Here is a 17,589-nt window from a genome sequence, read left to right on the forward strand (position 1 = left end):
ATGCTAGCCGGCCGCCGTGTCACCTAAGTTATTTGGAGGGCACCATGGAGTTCATGATCACCGGTCGCAATGTGAGTGTTTCGGACCGATTCCGCGAATATGCAGCCGAAAAGCTCACCAAGATCGAGCAGCTGGCCAGCAAGGTTCAGCGTGTCGATGTGAAGGTTTCCAAGGAGAGCAAGGCGCGCGCAGCAGAGGCTCCACTTACGGTTGAGTTGACGGTACTGGGCCGCGGGCCGGTCATCCGCGCGGAAGCTGCCGCACCGGATAAGTTCGTTGCCTTTGATCTGGCCTACGGCAAGCTGCTCGAGCGCCTCCGCCGTGCCAAGGACAAGAAGAAAGTCCACCACGGTCGGCACGCCCCCGTGGCTGTGAACGAGGCCACCGGGGCGTTGATTCCCGTGAGTAGTTCTGAGCCTATCTACGCCCAGAGCACACCGGAAGTTCCCGAAGTTAAGTCCCCGTACGAGATCGAAAATGACATCCCCGCCGGTGATTCACCGGTGTTGATCCGCAGAAAAGTCTTCCCGGCTACTGCACTTTCTCTCGATGACGCCGTGGACAACATGGAAATGGTAGGTCACGATTTCTACCTGTTCATCGACTCATCAACAGGGATCCCCTCAGTTGTTTACCGCCGCAAGGGCTGGACCTACGGGGTCATTTCACTCGATGACAACGCAGAGGTTTCCGAAGAGATTTCCGCTTACCGCTCAGAGGATGTTCCGGCACGTGTCTAGATCCTAGATAGTTGCCAGGCTTTCAAAGAAAGACGCCGGCACCTGGGTGGGGATTTTCCCTCACCTGGGTGCCGGCGTCGTTTGCTTCGTTGGGGTTTGCTTGAATACCGGGTTGCGTGAATGCCGGATTAGACGCCGGCGGGTGCGTGAGCCGTAAGGAACTTGCGCCCACCCACGATGATGGCGGCACTGACCAGCACCATGGCTGCGGCCACAAAGAAGGTTGTGGATGCGCCGCTGTACTCGGCTATTTTGGCTGCCAGAAACGGTGCGAGAGCCCCGCCCATCCAGCGCACAAAGTTATAGCCTGCACTGGCAACAGGACGCGGGGAGTCCGAGACAGCCATGGCCATTTCAGTGAACAGGGTGTTGTTGATACCCAGCAGAGCACCTGAAACCACCGTCAGAACCACAATGGCCGGCACCGAGTGTCCGGCAGCCAAGGCCAGTCCCGCCAAGATGACCACCAAACCCAACAGTGAACCGGTCAGGGCACGGACGGGGCCAAAGCGGCGCTGGACCATGGGTGCGACAAATACAGAGAATACGGCCACTGCCACGCCCCAGCCAAAGAATACTGCGCCTATTCCGTAGGCATCGAAGCCCAGAATGAAGGGCACGAATGCCAGGATGGTGAAGAATCCATAGTTATAGAACAAGGCGCTGCCAGCGGTAGTGCGCAAGCCCTTGTGGCCCAGTGCCAGGAGCGGATCACGCAGTCGGGTCTTGGTGGCCGGCAACGGGGTTTTAGGCAGCAGCACCATCAGGAGGATGAACGCCACTGCCATGGCGGTGGCCGTACCAAAGAAGGGTGCACGCCACTGCCAGGCGCCCAGCATTGCGCCCATGAGCGGGCCGAGTGAGAGGCCCAGCCCCAGTGCTGCCTAGTACAAGATGATGGCCGTAGCCGCCCCACCGGAGGCAACCCCCACCATGACGGCCAGCGCCGTCGCTACGAACAAGGCGTTACCCAAGCCCCAACCGGCTCGGAAACCCACCAGGGCATCGACGCTGCCGGATAGGCCTGAAAGGGTCGCAAAAATAACAATGATGCTTAGGCCCAGCAACAGCGTCCGCTTCCCACCAAGGCGTGAGGAGACAAAACCAGTGACGAGCATGGCGATGGCTGTGACCAGAAAATAGCTGGTGAACAGCAAGGACACCTGGCTGGGGGTGGCACTGAGGTTCTCTGCAATGGCGGGCAGGATGGGATCAACGAGGCCGATTCCCATGAAGGCGAACACCGATGCTCCAGCCACCGCCCACACAGCCTTGGGCTGCTTGAGCATTGATTGCTTTTCTTTTGAGACGGTACTGACTCCGTCGCGGGCAGTTGAATCTGCCATGTTCGCGTGCACTTTTTCTCCTGAGTTGTTGTTGCTGAATGGGCTTGCTTAATGGTGTTGTTTGCGGGTGTTAGTTGGCGGGGGATGACGCCGGTAGGACACGGACGGCGGAAGTGGCAGGGCTAGGGGGAGAGTGCCGCGTTGAGTTTGGCGATGGCGGAAAGTGCGCGGGAGATGCTCTGCTGTTCACGCAGTGAGAGCCCGGAGAGGCCTGCGGCGACTTCCTGGTTGCGGCGCAGATTCGAAGCCTCCAGAGTTGCCCGCCCTTGCTCGGTGAGGAGCACTTCCACTACGCGGGCGTCGTTGGGGTTCTGCAACCGCTTGACCAGGCCCGCTGCTGCGAGCTTGGTGACCTGCTCAGTGGCGCTGGGCAGGCGGATACCGGCATTACGTGCAATATCGCTGATGCGCAGGGGCGCTTTGGTCAACATGTTTAAGGTGCTCACCTGGCTGGAACTGAGTTCGCCGTCAGCGTCAGTGGAACGCACCACATAGACAGCTTGGCGCAGAATTTCACGGTAGCGGCGCGCAGATGGTGCACTGAAATGCTGGGATATTACGTGCCTGAAGGTTCCGCTGCGGGAGAACAATGTGGCGCAATGCAGGCATAAGCAAGCACTTTCGCTCATATCTGGCAGTATTGCCGGGCGCCACACAGCTAGAACTGGCAGTGTGGTGTGCGTCTTCTCACGTAGACTGAACACGCCACTTTTAGGCAGTAATAGATTGGGAGCAATTTCGTGCCATCACTTCTTGAGCGGGTTCTTCGCACAGGCGATCGCAAGACGCTTAAACGACTCAATGTCCTTGCCGACGCCATTGATTCGCTGGAGGACTCTTTCCAGACCTTCACCGATGCTGAGCTCCGCGAGGAAACAGACAAGCTTAAGCTCCGCCATCAAGACGGCGAGACGCTCGATGACCTGTTGCCGGAAGCCTTCGCCGCGGTGCGGGAAGCTTCCTCGCGTACACTCGGTCTTCGCCACTTCCGTGTCCAGCTCATGGGTGGTGCCGCCCTGCACTTGGGCAACATTGCTGAAATGAAGACCGGTGAAGGCAAAACCCTGGTGGCCACGGCCCCGGCATATTTGAACTCGCTGACCGGCAAGGGCGTGCACGTGGTCACGGTCAATGACTACTTGGCGGAATACCAGTCTGATTTGATGGGACGCGTTTTCCGTTTCCTAGGTCAAAGCAGCGGTTGCATCATCGCCAATCAGGATCCTTCGGTGCGCCGCGCCCAATACGCTGCCGACATCACCTATGGCACCAACAACGAATTCGGCTTCGATTACCTGCGCGACAACATGGCCTGGAGCCAGGATGAGCTAGTCCAGCGCGGGCACAACTATGCCATTGTGGATGAAGTTGACTCCATTCTCATCGATGAGGCCCGTACCCCGCTGATCATTTCCGGTCCTGCGTCAGGTGACGCGAACCGTTGGTACGGGGAATTTGCCAAGGTGGTCCTGCGCCTCAAGCCTGAAGATGACTATGAAGTCGATGAGAAAAAGCGCACCGTGGGTGTTCTTGAAGGCGGCATTGAAAAGGTAGAAGACTACCTGGGCATCAGCAACCTGTATGAGTCCGCCAATACGCCCCTGATCGGCTTCCTGAACAACGCCATCAAGGCCAAGGAGCTCTTCAAGCGTGACAAGGACTACGTCATCATGGACGGCGAAGTCCTGATCGTTGACGAGCACACCGGCCGCATCCTTGCTGGCCGCCGCTATAACGAAGGCATGCACCAGGCCATTGAGGCCAAGGAAGGTGTGGAGATCAAGGCTGAGAACCAGACCCTAGCCACGGTGACCTTGCAGAACTACTTCCGCCTGTATGAGAAGCTTTCCGGCATGACAGGTACCGCCGAGACCGAGGCGTCTGAGTTCATGGGCACCTACTCGCTGGGTGTTGTACCGATCCCCACGAACAAGTCCATGCAGCGCGTTGACCAGCCCGACCTCGTGTACAAGAACGAGATTGTGAAGTTCGACGCCGTGGTGAAGGACATTGCCGAGCGTCACGAAACCGGGCAGCCGGTTCTGGTGGGCACAACCAGTGTTGAGAAGAGCGAATACCTCTCCAAGAAACTGGCTGAGGCAGGCGTCAAGCACGAGGTTTTGAACGCTAAGAATCACGCCCGTGAAGCCGCAATTGTGGCCCAAGCCGGCCGCCGTGGGGCCGTCACCGTAGCAACCAATATGGCTGGCCGAGGCACCGATATTATGCTCGGTGGTAACGCCGAGTTCAATGCTGTGAGTGAATTGGCGGCACGCGGACTCGATCCTGAAGAAACCCCGGAGGAGTACGAGGCCGCATGGCTTGACGCCTTTGAGGAAGCAAAACTGGCTGTCAAGGATGAACAAGAGGCCGTTATTGAAGCTGGCGGGCTTTACGTTCTAGGTACCGAACGCCACGAATCACGCCGCATTGACAACCAGTTACGGGGCCGTTCCGGACGTCAGGGAGATCCGGGCGAGTCACGGTTCTACCTGTCATTATCAGATGATCTGATGCGCCTGTTCAACTCCGGTGCCGCTGAAAGGCTCATGTCACGTTCTGCCATGCCTGATGATGTGGCGTTGGAGTCCAAGCTGGTCTCCAAGGCCATTGCCTCGGCCCAGGGCCAGGTTGAAGGCCGCAACGCCGAGCAGCGTAAGAACGTGCTCAAGTATGACGATGTTTTGAATCGCCAGCGTGAAGCCATCTATGGAGACCGCCGCCGGATCCTCGAAGGTGGGGACCTGCATGAAAAGGTCCAGCACTTCTTGGAAGACACCGTCAATGAGATCATCGAGGCTTCCTTGGGCTCCGGTCATGCCGGAGACTATGACTTCAACACGCTGTGGACCAACTTGCGCACCATCTACCCTGTCACTGTCACGGTGGATGAAATCGCTGAAGAAGTGGGCGGCGAAGGCCGCATCACAGCAGAACACCTCAAGACTGAACTGCTCTCGGATGCCCGGGTTGCCTACCAGGAACGCGAAGCCGCACTTGGCTCAGAGAGCATGCGCGAGCTGGAACGCCGTGTGGTCCTCTCCGTTGTAGGGCGCAAGTGGCAAGAGCACCTTTACGAGATGGACTACCTCAAGGAAGGCATCGGTCTGCGGGCCATGGCCCAACGTGATCCCCTCGTGGAGTATCAGCGCGAAGGCTTTGAGATGTTCCAGTCTATGATGGCAGCCATCCGTGAAGAAAGCGTCGGCTTCCTTTTCAACTTGGAAGTTCAGGTTGAGAATGCTCCCGAAGCTACTGTCGGTGTGGTGGAGAACGCCCCGGCTAACCTCATGAAGCGCGTTGAAGGCGGTGCGGCTGCGTCAGAGCATGAGCACGCTGCCCCTCGCATCACGGCCCCTGGTCTTGAAGCTCCGGCCCGGCCCGCCCAGTTGCAGTTCACTGCTCCGGACGCCCAAGGCGATGCGGAGACGCATGTTGAGCGCCGCAGCACAGGCGGCGTCCCGCCGTCGGCCAAGCGCCCGGCTGGCAAGGCCAAGAAGAAGAAAAAGCGCTAAGTTCACGTGAAGAGGGCCGCCGTCCGGAGGAGCTGACACAGCACATCAAGTGCGTCAGTTCCTGCGGATGGCGGCCTTTTTGTTGTGTCTTTCTCTCTAGCCAACACGTTCCCTAGCCAATACGCAGGGCGGTGACCTTCCACAGGCCGTGGCTCAATTCCAGACGCATGGCGATGGCTCTAAATCTGGTCCTGTCAGCCACCACAACCGCCGTTTCAAAGATGCCGGGGCCAACCACATGGCAGTGAACCGACTGTACATGCGGTTGCCGGTGCAGCATCTGGACGTTGTCCGGGTATCCGCCATCATTACTACTACGGCGTTCCTGCTCCCGGTAGGCTTCCGCATAAAGACGTGCCCGGGTGCTCAAAGCGCTCAGGCACCGGGCGTCGAGCCACCTGGCCAACTGCTGCACTGAACGGACGCCATGGAGAATTTCCAAGGCGCTTTGGGCAACCTTGCAGGACATATTGCCCACCACCGCCCGTTCGGCGGATTCCGGGTCGAGCGTCTGCACCGTGCCAACCCCGGCCGCGTTAAGTCCGACCGAGCCAATCTTGGCGGAGGTCTCTTCCGCCGGGGCTGATGCCTCGTCTGCCGTTAAGGCAGTGTTTCTGGATGGGCGTGTTTGAGGAGTGCCAGCAAACAACTCCACAATATATTCCTGGTTCTCTTGCGGAGTCGGTGACGGGGCGGGAGTGCTGGAAGAGGGAAGTGGCCGTACCAACAAGAAAGTGGCTGGTGCGGGGGTTTCAGAGATGGCTGCTGTACTCACGGGGTGCTCCTTTGGGTGGTGCCAAATGTTAGTAATTGCCGGGTGCATGCAGTATTTGTCCCGGAAGAATAAGGTTCGGATCAGCACCAATGGTGCTTCGATTGGTGCCGTACCACTGCGGCCATGCCAAGGCCACCTCGACATCCGTGGAATACGGTCCCAACGCTTCGGCGACGATTCCCCAGAGTGTGTCGCCCTTTTTGACAACCACGTCACCGGAGCGCAGATCACGGGAAGCCGCTGTTGGGTCCTCTTGAAACTCGGGCTGGTCCGCGGGCTCGCGCGGCGAGGTCCTGATCAGTAGATCCGGTGCAATGTCAGGGGTGTGTGGCACCCACAAAGGATCCACTGGCGGTGATGATGGCGAAGGTGTGCTCACTGCTCCTGAGATGGGAGCCGTGGAAACCGTCAGGGTATGCCAGAGTGGGGCAACACCGGCTGCCTGCGCTGCGCCAGCCAACGGTGCGCCGAGGAGATTAATCCCAATAATCGCTGCGACCACTCGGCGCATGAACGCCGGCGACCAGCGTGCTGTGAGCGTTGAAAGCCTGTGGGCTCCGAATCTCTGGGCAAATGCAGATAGGCAAGCGCAGCAGAGGGCAAACAACCACCAGCAGAGCAAGGCAAAGCCGATCCCGGCACCCGCCACGCCCAACAATTCAGGGAACCCAAGTGTCGGAGCCATGGAGCGCCCGCCCCACTGCAGACGCAGCAGTGCAAAACCGCTGAAGACCAGGGCGGCCCCTAGGAAGGCAATGGCTGCGGTCATTGCCAGATCAGCCCGAGTTTGTGGTTTCACGGTTGCTCTCCTTTGAGCATGTTTGACACTGTTTAACATCATTTGAAGGTGATTCATTCATTTTGACCCCAACAGCATGGATATGTCTAGAGGCTGCAGCCAAGCTGTGGAAGGTCAGAGTTGACGGCCCCATGGTTGCCGCTTAGCGTGGGCCCATGCGGTGGGAACTTCTCTTCGGTGATCTGGAAACACAGTGGCATGCCTCAACGCAGCAGGATTTCGAGCGGCACGTCAATGAATTAGCCCGCATTGAGGCGTCCCAGGTGACCCTTGCCGAGGCTTTACGAGGAGCCAGCGGAGAGCAGCTTTCCGTGTTTCTGTGCACGGGCACCGCGTATCACGGGGAAGTGCTCAGGGTGGAAAAGGACTGGGCTTTGCTGCGTGAAGAGAACCGATCCGTCATCGTGCCGCTGACGAAGGTGGTGCGGGTGAACGGGCTGGGATTGGAGCGTCAGCAGAGCCCGAGCCAGGTGGGCTATTCCCTGGCCGCGGCACTGCGGGTGCTGGCCAGGAACCGTTCGGCCGTGGTCCTTGAGCTGGACACCGCCGCGCAGGCGGGCTCCAGTGCGGTGCATGTCAGGGGTGTTCTGGACCAAGTTGGGGCTGACTATGTTCAACTCATGCAATTGGCCGACGGCGTGGGCCGGGACCCCGGAAATCGGCAGGGATCAGTGGTAATTCCGCTGGGACGGTTGGTTTCGATCGCCTCATCACCGGATAACGAATTCTGAACCAGCAAGTTACTGATGTACCTGGACCGTCACTGCTCAGACCAAGAGATGCCAGGGCCCAGAGCTACCTATTCGGCGATGACGGAATTCTCAGTGGCCAGCATGGTTCTGGCTGCTGCGTGTCTGTCATCGATGAACTGCTCAAATTTCGCTTCGTCCACACGCCATTGCCCGCGTCCACCAATTTGGAATGCGGGCAGCTCGCCACTGTGTACTAGGGCATAGCAGGCTGCTGCAGAGATCTGCAGCTGTTCGGCCACATCGGCCAAGGTTAAGAATCTGGGCATGCACTCATTATCCCCCCTTTGATGTGCTTTGACGAGCTTAATCATCCTTATCCACAGCCTAGGAGGCCTTGCCGGTCACTACGAGGTGCTGGTGCATGACTCCACGCTGCTTGTCACCGCGGATGGCTTGCCTTATGCAGCGCGAGCATGCCCGCTACCTGCACTCACGGCTAAGTTCGTCGCTATAGGGCTGGCCAGGCTCTTATCCAGAAGCCCAGGTGTCAACGATCAAAGCACGAGCGGGACAACGCAGACCAACGTGAGGAGGTAGTGGCAACTTGTTCCATCGCTGCTGAAGTTGTCCACAGTTTTAGTCGGTTTTTGAGGAAGCCCTTTCAACCGTGGCCAATCAGCGGTAGAAAGAGTAGACGGCAGCGTGGCTCGCACCATCGCTGCCAGATTCCTGAAGGGGGCGGGGCTATGGCGATGGAAATGCCGGGGCAAGCACCACGGCTGAGCAAACCGTCGTGGAAGGATCCACGTCTGCTCATTGGCATTCTTTTAGTGCTGGCGTCCGTGGCCGGGGTGGTGGCATTGGTGGGCAACGCAGCCAAGACAGTGCCCATGTATGTGGCCAAGGATGCGCTGGTGGTAGGTCAGAAGATCACTCCGGATTCCTTCACCATTGTGGATGTCCAGCTTGGAGACGTTGATGGGAAATATCTTGATCCGGCCGACGCGCTGGATGCGAACGCCGTCGCCATTCGCATGGTTCCCAAGGGTGAACTGGTCTCCCGTAGCAGCATTGGGCGGATCGATGCGCTGAACCGAAAACCAGCTCCTGTCACTATCACTGAACCCTTGCCCAAAGAGGTAGTGGTGGGCGCTTATGTTGACGTTTGGGTGGCCCTGCCCGATGACCGCAACGGCTTTGCTGAGCCGGTGCTGATGCTCCCGGGAGCCGAAGTTGCGTCCCTGGCGTCAGCCTCGGGCTCCTTGGGATCGAGCAAGAACACAGCCCTCATGGTTCTGGTCAGTGACGCTCAAATGCCAAAATTTCTTGGTGCTGTGGCCAACAATGCCAAAGTTTCCGTGGTGTGGAATCCCGGTGCGGCGCCATGAGCCCAGTGACAGTGGTTGCGGTGGGGGACACCCCGGCAGCGGTGATTGCTGAGCTGGAAAACAACAGAGGCGCACTTCATATTGTCCGCCGCTGTCCTGAGCTGGCCGAGCTTCTGGCAGCGTGCCAAAATGGGCTGGCCCAAGCGGCTGTTGTAGCCGAGGGGGCGGATGAACTCAGCGCAACGCTTGTGGACAGGCTGGCCGCGGTTGGTGTCAGCGTGGTGGCCGTTGCCACCACGGCAGAAGCGGCTCAGCGCCTACGTTCGATCGGTGCCGGCGTTGTCACGGAACACGTGAGCGCGGAACTGCTCGCTCAGGTAGTCACAGCCGCCGTGCAATCACGCAAGCAGTTGGATGGGGTAGGTGGGTACGCCGTCCCTGCGCGAGCCCCCACAGATGTGGCAGCTTCGCGGGGCGCGCACGCTAGCACTCCCACGAAGTTGCAAGCAGCTGCACTGGAGCTCACTGGCGCGCCGGAGCCCACAGTTCCAGTCACCGCGGGGCATTCAGACACCACCGGCGAAGAAGCGGGCCACAACGCTGTCAAGCACAACACTGTCAAGCACAACACTGCGGACGCCACGGATCCAGCGCAGCACGCGAGTCTGTGGGAGCGGACGCGGCGCCGATTACGGCGTCGCGACTGGACCCAGGAAGACGAAACAAAGCCCGAAACCACTAAAGAAACCGAAACGGATCCTAGCCCCGGATCCACGCCGCTGCCAAGACCAACTCCGGACCCGCCGAAGTCAGCTCTGCACAAGCCGGACCCGTTAAAGCCGGCACTGTCCAGACCTTCGCAGTCCAAGCCGGCCCTGTCCAGAGCTGCACCGTCAGCGCCAGAACCAGCAACGGCTCCCGCTGCCCTGTCTTCACCTGCGGCGGCACCTGCGGTCACAGCTGAAGCAACACCGGCACTGCCCGGCCGCACAGGCATGCTCGTGGCGTTGTGGGGTCCCATTGGATCGCCCGGGCGCACCACAGTGGCCATAAATCTGGCAGCCGAACAGGCGGCTGCCGGCCGCAGTGTCTTGGTGATAGACGCAGATAGCTACGGAGCCAGCATTGGTGCCGCGCTGGGCCTGCTGGAGGAATCCGCGTCCTTTGCCCAGGCATGCCGGGCAGCTGACCAGGGAACCTTATCCGCAGTTCACTTCACGAACATCTTGACTAAGGTTGTTTTTTCAGCAGGCACGTTTTCCCTCTTGACGGGCCTGACCAGGGCCGATCGCTGGCCGGAGTTGCGGGCGGCCGCCGTGGCCAGGGTTGTAGCTCTGGCACGGGAATCGGCAGACTTGGTGGTGGTGGATTGCGGATTCTCGCTAGAGAACGATGAGGAACTCAGCTATGACACCGTAGCTCCGCGGCGCAACGGCGCAACGCTGACTGTGCTGGCCCAGGCGGACATCATCTACGCGGTGGGCAGCGGGGACCCGGTGGGGATCCCGAGACTGATCCGAGGCATGAACGAACTCCAAGCGGCCTTCCCTGCTGCACGGATAGATGTGGTGGTGAATAAGGTGCGCCGTCAAGCTGCCGGGCGGGCACCGGAAAAGGCACTGGCACAGGCTTGGGAACGGTTTGGCCCCACCGCGCCGATCAGGCATTTTCTCCCCTGGGACCCGGAAATAACTGATAGGGCGTTGCTGGAAGGGCGGCTCCTGCTGGAGGTGGCTCCGGACTCGCCGCTGCGCCGGGGCATTAGCCGGATCGATTGTGCAGCTGTCCAAGAGAACTCTGAATCCGCTGTCACAAGCACCACAGCAGCCCTGCAGAATCAGGGCTAGGCTCAGAACAGGCCTGCAAAGAAGCGGTCTCATCTCTTTGACGGAGGCGTTAATTCATGTCATCGCACACTTCAAGCCACGAGCCTGTGCAGGAGCACCCACAGTTTGGTGGACAGTCATTCCATAATGACTACTTTGTGCAATTGTCCGTAGAGGACGCCGCTCGCTATGACCCGGACGTACTTAATGCGCGGGCCCTGCTCCACCAGCAGATTGCAGCCATTAGAACTCCCGGCCATTCCACGGTGGATATCCGCGACGAACGCGATGCCAGCGTGGTTTACATTGTTTCCGATGACATGCCCTTCTTGGTTGACTCGGTCAGTGCCGAATTGGTGCGCCAAGATCTCGCCATCCATTTGGTCACGCACCCCGTTTTTGTGGTCTCCCGGGATAAAAAATCCAACGTCTTGAGCGCTGTCACGAAGGTTCCTTCCCACGCGGGCATCGCCAGCGGGGACACCTCAGCAATGCCCAACATTGCCCACCTGCTGGGGGATGGGGAGAATTCCTCCTTCCTGGAATCATGGATTGCCATTGAAATTCCCAAGATCGACGACGAGCGCAAGTTGGCGCTCTACTCAGGCCTCGCCAAGGTGCTGGCCAATGTACGGGCAGCGGTTGAAGATTGGCCTGCCATGCGTGAGAAGGCGCTGAGCCGGGCAGAAATTCTGGCCACCGTGCTGGCAGGGGAAGATCTTGTGGACCTGCGCGAAGCCGAAGATTTACTGCACTGGATGGAGGCAGATAACTTCACTTTCCTTGGCTACCGCGAATACGATCTTGAAAAGCGTGACGGTGAAGACGTACTCGTCAATCGTGAGGGCAGCGGCCTGGGCCTGATGCGGGATGGCTCCAGCCACCCTACCGTTCAGCACCTGACTACAACGGGGCAGCGCAAGGCCCGTGAAAAACGTGTCCTTGTCATTACCAAGGCCAACTCACGCTCCACAGTGCACCGCGGCGCGTACTTTGACTACATTGGTGTGAAGTCTTTCGATTCCCAGGGCAATGTCAACGGTGAGCAGCGTTTCATCGGCTTGTTTTCCTCTGGGGTTTACACCGGTTCCGTGCGTAACATCCCTGTGGTTCGGGAAAAGGTTGAGGCTGTGCTGCGGCACTTCGGTTTCCCGCCCAACTCACACTCCGGCAAAGACTTGTTTGCGGTTCTGGAGACCTACCCCCGCGATGAGCTGTTCCAGATTGAGGTTTCGGACCTAATCGAGATCGCGGAAGGGATCCTCAGGCTGGCCGAACGACGCCGCACGCGGTTGTTCTTGCGCCCTGACATCTATGGACGCTTCATGTCCGCGTTGGTCTACATCCCGCGTGATCGCTACACTACCGCTGTCCGGCACCGCATTGAGGATGAACTCACCCGCACCTTCAGCGCCGTGTCCATTGATTTTGAGGCGCGCATGAGCGAATCGGCGCTGGCCCGGCTGTTCTTCCGCATTCGCCTGCCCAAGGCCTACATGGTTCCGGCGGATCTGCAGGCTGCCGAACTGGAGCAGCGGCTGGTGCGTGCGGCGAGGTCCTGGCCCGAGGGGATCGCCCAGGTGTTGCGCGATTCGGAGCAGCGCGAGGTGGCGGACCGTTTGGAAGCCAAGTGGGCTCATGCATTCCCGCAGAGCTACCGGGTGGACTTTGAGGTTGAGGACGCTCTGGCGGACATTGCCCGCTTTGAGGAATTTGATGCCCGTTACAAGGCTGCAACAGCGGCCGGGCTAAGCCCCGATAAGTGTGCCCCCGGCATGCACGTCTACCTGCCCAAGGGCAGCGGCGGGCTCCTTGAAGGAGATGCCCGCGTCAAGCTGTATATGGCACATCCGCAAAGCCTGAGCAAGATCCTGCCCTTTTTCCACAGCTTGGGACTCGAGGTGCTGGATGAGCGGCCCTTTGACATTGAAACTGCTGATAAGCGTGACTTCTTCCTCTACGATCTTGGCCTGAAGTACCCTGCCGGAGTTGACCCGTTGACAACGGCGGACCTGCTGACGGAGGCGTTTGGTGCAGCGATTACGGGCCGCAGCGAGTCGGATAACTTTGATCGCTTGGTGCTGACCGAGGGTATGCATGCACGCCAGGTAGTCATTCTGCGCGCCTATGCCAAGTACACGCGCCAGATGGGCAATACCAACTCCTACGGGTTCATTGCCAACACGCTTTTGGAAAATGTGGATGTTACCCGCGGGTTGGTGGAGCTTTTTGAGGCCCGCTTCAACCCTGCCATTGAGGAGGGGGCCCGCCCGGCCTTGCAGGATGAGATCCACGCCAGGCTCAATGCGGCGCTGGAAAGCGTCCCAACACTTGATGCCGATCGGGTCCTGCGCACTTTCACCAACTTAGTTGATGCCACCTTGCGCACCAACTACTACCGTGAACGGGATTACCTCAGTCTGAAGCTGGATCCGCTAGCCATTGAGGGTTTGCCGGCGCCGAAGCCCATGTTTGAGATTTGGGTTTACTCCCCGCGCGTGGAAGGCACGCACCTGCGCTTCGGTAAGGTGGCCCGCGGCGGGCTGCGTTGGTCTGACCGGCGTGAAGATTTCCGCACCGAGGTGTTGGGCTTGGTCAAGGCGCAGACCGTCAAGAACGCTGTGATTGTGCCCACCGGGGCCAAGGGCGGCTTCTTCGCCAAGCAACTGCCCAACCCGGCAGTGGACCGCGGCGCCTGGATGGAGGAAGGGCGGGAAAGCTATAAGACCTTCATCCGCGGGCTGCTGGACGTCACGGATAACCTGGTGGCTACCGACGCCGGTGAAGTGGTGGTGCCGCCGGTGAATGTGGTCCGCCATGACGGTGATGACACGTACATGGTGGTAGCGGCAGACAAGGGTACGGCGTCCTTCTCGGACACGGCCAACGCCATTTCCGCGGAGTACGGATTCTGGCTCGGTGACGCCTTCGCCTCGGGTGGTTCCGTGGGCTATGACCATAAGGCCATGGCCATTACCGCCCGTGGCGCGTGGGAGTCCGTCAAAGCGCACTTCAGCGAGTTTGGTGTAGACACCCAGACCCAGGAGTTCACCGCCGTGGGCGTTGGAGACATGTCAGGGGACGTGTTTGGCAACGGGATGCTGCGTACCCGCCACGTCAATCTGGTGGCAGCTTTTGACCACCGTGATATTTTCCTTGACCCCAACCCTGTGGCAGGTGTGGCGTTCGATGAGCGCCAGCGCCTATACGATCTTCCGCGATCATCATGGCAGGACTACAACAAGGAGCTCATCAGTGCCGGTGGCGGGGTGTACTCACGCACACTGAAATCGATCCCGATCTCACCGGAAGTTGGCGTGGCGCTCGGCCTGGCCGCCGGAACCACGAAGCTCAGCCCGCCGGAGCTGCTCCGGGCAGTGCTGCTGGCCCCCACCGATCTGCTGTACAACGGTGGCATTGGCACCTACATCAAAGCCAGCTACGAAAGCAATGCCTCGGTGGGAGATAAAGCCAACGATCCCATTCGTGTTGATGGTGCGGATCTTCGGGTCAAAATCATTGGCGAAGGCGGCAACTTGGGCATGACCCAGCATGGCCGTGTGGAGGCTGCTCTGCATGGGGTCATTCTGAACACTGACGCCATTGACAACTCTGCCGGCGTGGATTGCTCCGATCATGAAGTGAACATTAAGATCTTCGTTGATCGCATGGTGGCCGCAGGCAAGCTGGACCCCGCCGAACGCACCGATTTCCTGATGTCCATGACCGATGAAATTGGACAGCTGGTGCTCGAGGACAACATTGCACAGAACATCTTGTTGCTCAACGATCGTCAACGAGTGGTTGAGTGGAGCCCCAGCTATGAGCGCTTCATGGACTGGCTGGAAGATCACGGGGACCTGAACCGTGAGCTTGAGGCGCTGCCCAGCAACGCCGAACTGCAAGAACGCCTGGCAACCGGGCAGGGACTGACCTCCCCGGAACTTGCCGTGCTGCTGGCCTACGCCAAGATGGAACTGGCCAAGTCACTCACCAACAGTGACTTGGCCGATGATCCGTGGTTCAAGACAACACTGCGCCGTTACTTCCCCGCCCAGGTGGCGGCACGTTTCGATGCGGAACTGGACACGCACCCGCTACGCCGGGAAATCATTGCCACCGTGGTTGCCAATGACATGGTGAACCTGGGCGGCATCACCTTTGCCTTCCGGGCCATGGAAGAATCCTCGGCCAGCGAAGTGGTTGTTGCCAAGGCCTTTGTAGCCCTGCATGAGATCTTTGATCTGAAGTCCATGACCACCATGCTGGGCGAACTCCCGCCCAGCTTCCCCACGGAGCAGTGGAGCACGGTTCACCTGGACATGCGCCGCCTGCTGGATAGGGCCGTGCGATGGCTGGTCAATGAGGGGATTGGGCAGCAGAGCATTGCGGAGCTGGTGCAGCGCTTCAAGCCTGGGGTCAGCAACCTGGCCCCACGCCTGAGTGAGTTCGTCCAAGGTGTGGATGTGGAGCGGGTGGAGAACTGGTACAGCCAGGCCACATCCTTTAACATGCCGCTGGCCTTGGGCCGCCGCTGGGCGGAACTCTTTGAGACGTTCCCGCTGCTGGATGTTGCCAAGGTCAGTGAAGCATTGGCCGAACCACAGGACACGGTGGCGAGCGTGTACTACACGCTTTACAACCGCTACGGGGTGGACTCACTGCTGGAACGGATCACGGCGTTGCCACGTAATGACAGGTGGCAGGCGCTGGCGCGTGCAGCCTTACGTGATGACCTTTACGCCACCACGGCGGACATGACCAGTAATGTCCTGGACCGGACCGAGAAAGGCGCCTCCACCCTGGCGCGCATTGAAGCCTGGGAGGCACAGAACGCGGAGCAGCTGGAGAGGGCTGTTCGGATGTTTGCCGAAGTCAACGAGCTCGAACAGGACGACATGGCGTCCTTGTCGGTAGCATTGAGGCTCTTGCGTTCAATTGTGCGGCGGTAACCGCAGCACACCATCTGTGTAACTGGCGCCCTCGAATGCGCCAGCTAGTGCGGTGCCCGCTGTTCGCAGCGGGCACCGCCACCCATTTTTAAAAGGAGCCCGATGGCAATTTTTGCCGACATGATCAGGGACAATCCCGGGCTGGCCCCGGGCGACGCCGAATGGCTGCACCTTTTGGTGGGGGACTGGCAGATGATTGCTGACCTTTCCTTCGCCGACCTGGTCCTGTGGTTCCCGGCCAAAACCGGCACGGGGCATGTGGCGCTGGCCCATGTGCGGCCTTCCACTTCTCACACCATGTTCCACGCAGACTTTGTGGGCGAACAGATTCAGCCTTCTCTGGAGCCGTTGGTGAAGGCGGCCTGGAAGAGTCAAAACATTGAGCGCTCGCATGAAACCAAAATCTGGAGCCCGGACATGGCCATGCGGGTTGAAGCCATCCCCATGGTGCGCAACGGGCGCACACTGGCTGTTATCACCACACATATGGACCTCTCCAGCTCGCGGATGCCCTCCCGGCTGGAACTGACGTACCGGCAGTGCGCCTACGATTTGCTGAAGATGGGCACCTTGGGTTTGTGGCCCGATTTTGCCTCGCCCACAGGATCCCGCCGCGGTGCGCCGCGTGTTGGTGATGGTTTGCTGCGTCTGGACGTTGACGGGATTGTGCAATACGCCAGCCCCAACGGCGTCTCGGCTTTCCGCCGGCTAGGAGATGGCGAGTCCTTGGAAGGCCGGTCCCTGGCCGAGGTGACCACGGGGCTGCTCAAGGACCGGCGCATGGTGGATGAATCGCTGCCACTGGTTGTCACGGGCCGCATGCCGTGGCGCACCGAGATTGAATCACGGGGCGTCAGCTTGTCATTGCGGGCCATTCCGTTGCGTGATGGTGTGGAACGCTTTGGAGCACTGGTACTGTGCCGCGATGTTTCCGAGCTGCGGCGCAGGGAGCAGGAGCTGGTGACCAAGGACGCCACCATCCGCGAGATCCACCACCGGGTGAAGAACAATTTGCAGACAGTGGCGGCTTTGCTGCGGATGCAGTCGCGCCGCATGCACAGTGAAGAGGGAAAGCAGGGGCTGGAACAGGCCATGCGCCGGGTCGCCACCATTGCGTTGGTGCATGAGACGCTGTCCCAGGGCCTGGCTCAGAACGTTGACTTTGATGAGCTGATTGACCGGCAGTTCCGGCTCTCCGCCGAGGTTGCCTCCCCGTCCCAGCGGGTGCGCACCGAACGCGAGGGTGCCTTCGGTGAGCTGCCCAGCGATTTCGCCACCCCGCTGGCACTGGTGATCAACGAGCTGGTGACCAACGCCGTCGAACATGGTTTGCAGGACCGGGAGGGGACGGTGTGGCTGATGGCGCACCGGTTCAAGAATGATTCAGGTGATGACGCGCTGACCGTGAAGATCGCGGACGACGGCGTGGGGTTGCCGCCGGGGAACATTGCTGAGGGTCTGGGGTTGCAAATTGTGCGGACCCTGGTGACCAGTGAATTAGGCGGCACCATTGACTGGTCTGTGCGTGAGGGTGGCGGCACGGTGGTTGAGATGCAGATGGCGCTCATTTCCCGGCATTAAAAAACTGACCCGCAGCAATCTGTGATTGCTGCGGG

General features: G+C 59.7%; 11 protein-coding genes and 1 pseudogene. 7 read left to right on the plus strand and 5 right to left on the minus strand.

All coding sequences use genetic code 11. The annotated features are described in order from the left end of the window. The first annotated feature begins 44 nt into the window (after positions 1–44). A complete protein-coding gene (hpf, locus tag ABIB48_RS13850) occupies positions 45–740 on the plus strand; it encodes a ribosome hibernation-promoting factor, HPF/YfiA family (RefSeq protein WP_110106530.1) in 696 nt (231 codons plus the stop codon). Positions 741–868: 128 nt separating this feature from the next. On the opposite strand, the pseudogene ABIB48_RS13855 reads toward hpf, so the two are convergent. Both ABIB48_RS13855 and ABIB48_RS13860 read right to left on the minus strand, forming a co-directional pair. Further along, a pseudogene (locus ABIB48_RS13855) lies at positions 869–2,086 on the minus strand (MFS transporter). 122 nt (positions 2,087–2,208) lie between these two features. Beyond that, a complete protein-coding gene (locus ABIB48_RS13860; RefSeq protein WP_354213356.1) occupies positions 2,209–2,715 on the minus strand; it encodes a MarR family winged helix-turn-helix transcriptional regulator in 507 nt (168 codons plus the stop codon). Between the two features lie 111 nt (positions 2,716–2,826). On the opposite strand from ABIB48_RS13860, the gene secA reads away from it, so the two are divergent. After that, positions 2,827–5,601, plus strand: a complete 2,775-nt coding sequence (gene secA / locus ABIB48_RS13865; RefSeq protein ID WP_110106533.1) for a preprotein translocase subunit SecA — start codon at positions 2,827–2,829, stop codon at positions 5,599–5,601. A gap of 112 nt (positions 5,602–5,713) precedes the next feature. Here secA and ABIB48_RS13870 read toward each other — a convergent pair whose 3' ends face one another. Both ABIB48_RS13870 and ABIB48_RS13875 read right to left on the minus strand, forming a co-directional pair. Next, on the minus strand, positions 5,714–6,376 hold the full coding sequence (locus ABIB48_RS13870; protein ID WP_354213357.1) for an Rv3235 family protein: 663 nt from the start codon (positions 6,374–6,376) through the stop codon (positions 5,714–5,716). Between the two features lie 28 nt (positions 6,377–6,404). Further along, positions 6,405–7,175 carry a LysM peptidoglycan-binding domain-containing protein gene (locus tag ABIB48_RS13875; RefSeq protein ID WP_354213358.1) on the minus strand — a complete coding sequence of 257 codons (771 nt, stop codon included), beginning with the start codon at positions 7,173–7,175 and terminating at the stop codon, positions 6,405–6,407. Positions 7,176–7,330: 155 nt separating this feature from the next. Between ABIB48_RS13875 and ABIB48_RS13880 the strand changes: the two genes are divergently transcribed. Further along, positions 7,331–7,906, plus strand: a complete 576-nt coding sequence (locus ABIB48_RS13880; RefSeq protein WP_354213359.1) for a hypothetical protein — start codon at positions 7,331–7,333, stop codon at positions 7,904–7,906. A 68-nt stretch (positions 7,907–7,974) separates the two neighbouring features. Here ABIB48_RS13880 and ABIB48_RS13885 read toward each other — a convergent pair whose 3' ends face one another. Next, the gene (locus tag ABIB48_RS13885; RefSeq protein WP_354213360.1) at positions 7,975–8,193 is read right to left on the minus strand and encodes a helix-turn-helix transcriptional regulator; all 219 of its coding nucleotides are present in this window, start codon (positions 8,191–8,193) and stop codon (positions 7,975–7,977) included. 420 nt (positions 8,194–8,613) lie between these two features. Here ABIB48_RS13885 and ABIB48_RS13890 point away from each other — a divergent pair, with 420 nt between their 5' ends. The 4 genes from ABIB48_RS13890 to ABIB48_RS13905 all read left to right on the plus strand — a co-directional run bounded on the left by ABIB48_RS13890 (position 8,614) and on the right by ABIB48_RS13905 (position 17,554). Then, positions 8,614–9,255, plus strand: coding sequence for a CpaB family protein (locus tag ABIB48_RS13890; RefSeq protein WP_354213361.1), 642 nt, complete (start codon positions 8,614–8,616; stop codon positions 9,253–9,255). Beyond that, a complete protein-coding gene (locus ABIB48_RS13895; RefSeq protein ID WP_354213362.1) occupies positions 9,252–11,042 on the plus strand; it encodes a CpaE/TadZ family protein in 1,791 nt (596 codons plus the stop codon). The genes ABIB48_RS13890 and ABIB48_RS13895 overlap by 4 nt, the downstream gene beginning before the upstream one ends. Before the next feature lie 56 nt (positions 11,043–11,098). After that, on the plus strand, positions 11,099–15,973 hold the full coding sequence (locus tag ABIB48_RS13900) for an NAD-glutamate dehydrogenase (RefSeq protein WP_354213363.1): 4,875 nt from the start codon (positions 11,099–11,101) through the stop codon (positions 15,971–15,973). A gap of 102 nt (positions 15,974–16,075) precedes the next feature. After that, positions 16,076–17,554: a sensor histidine kinase gene (locus ABIB48_RS13905; RefSeq protein WP_110106541.1), complete on the plus strand. Its 1,479-nt coding sequence runs from the start codon at positions 16,076–16,078 to the stop codon at positions 17,552–17,554. The last annotated feature ends 35 nt before the right edge of the window (positions 17,555–17,589 follow it).

The organism is Arthrobacter sp. UYCu511 (assembly GCF_040547105.1).
Classification (GTDB): domain Bacteria; phylum Actinomycetota; class Actinomycetes; order Actinomycetales; family Micrococcaceae; genus Specibacter; species Specibacter psychrochitiniphilus.

What these genes read in the sequence shown, in the direction of transcription:
- hpf (WP_110106530.1), top strand. Translation starts at nt 45, where the DNA reads ATGGAGTTCATGATCACCGGTCGCAATGTGAGTGTTTCGGACCGATTC.
- ABIB48_RS13890 (WP_354213361.1), top strand. Translation starts at nt 8,614, where the DNA reads ATGGCGATGGAAATGCCGGGGCAAGCACCACGGCTGAGCAAACCGTCG.
- ABIB48_RS13885 (WP_354213360.1), bottom strand. Translation starts at nt 8,193, where the DNA reads ATGCCCAGATTCTTAACCTTGGCCGATGTGGCCGAACAGCTGCAGATC.
- ABIB48_RS13860 (WP_354213356.1), bottom strand. Translation starts at nt 2,715, where the DNA reads ATGAGCGAAAGTGCTTGCTTATGCCTGCATTGCGCCACATTGTTCTCC.
- ABIB48_RS13880 (WP_354213359.1), top strand. Translation starts at nt 7,331, where the DNA reads ATGCGGTGGGAACTTCTCTTCGGTGATCTGGAAACACAGTGGCATGCC.
- ABIB48_RS13900 (WP_354213363.1), top strand. Translation starts at nt 11,099, where the DNA reads ATGTCATCGCACACTTCAAGCCACGAGCCTGTGCAGGAGCACCCACAG.
- ABIB48_RS13895 (WP_354213362.1), top strand. Translation starts at nt 9,252, where the DNA reads ATGAGCCCAGTGACAGTGGTTGCGGTGGGGGACACCCCGGCAGCGGTG.
- ABIB48_RS13905 (WP_110106541.1), top strand. Translation starts at nt 16,076, where the DNA reads ATGGCAATTTTTGCCGACATGATCAGGGACAATCCCGGGCTGGCCCCG.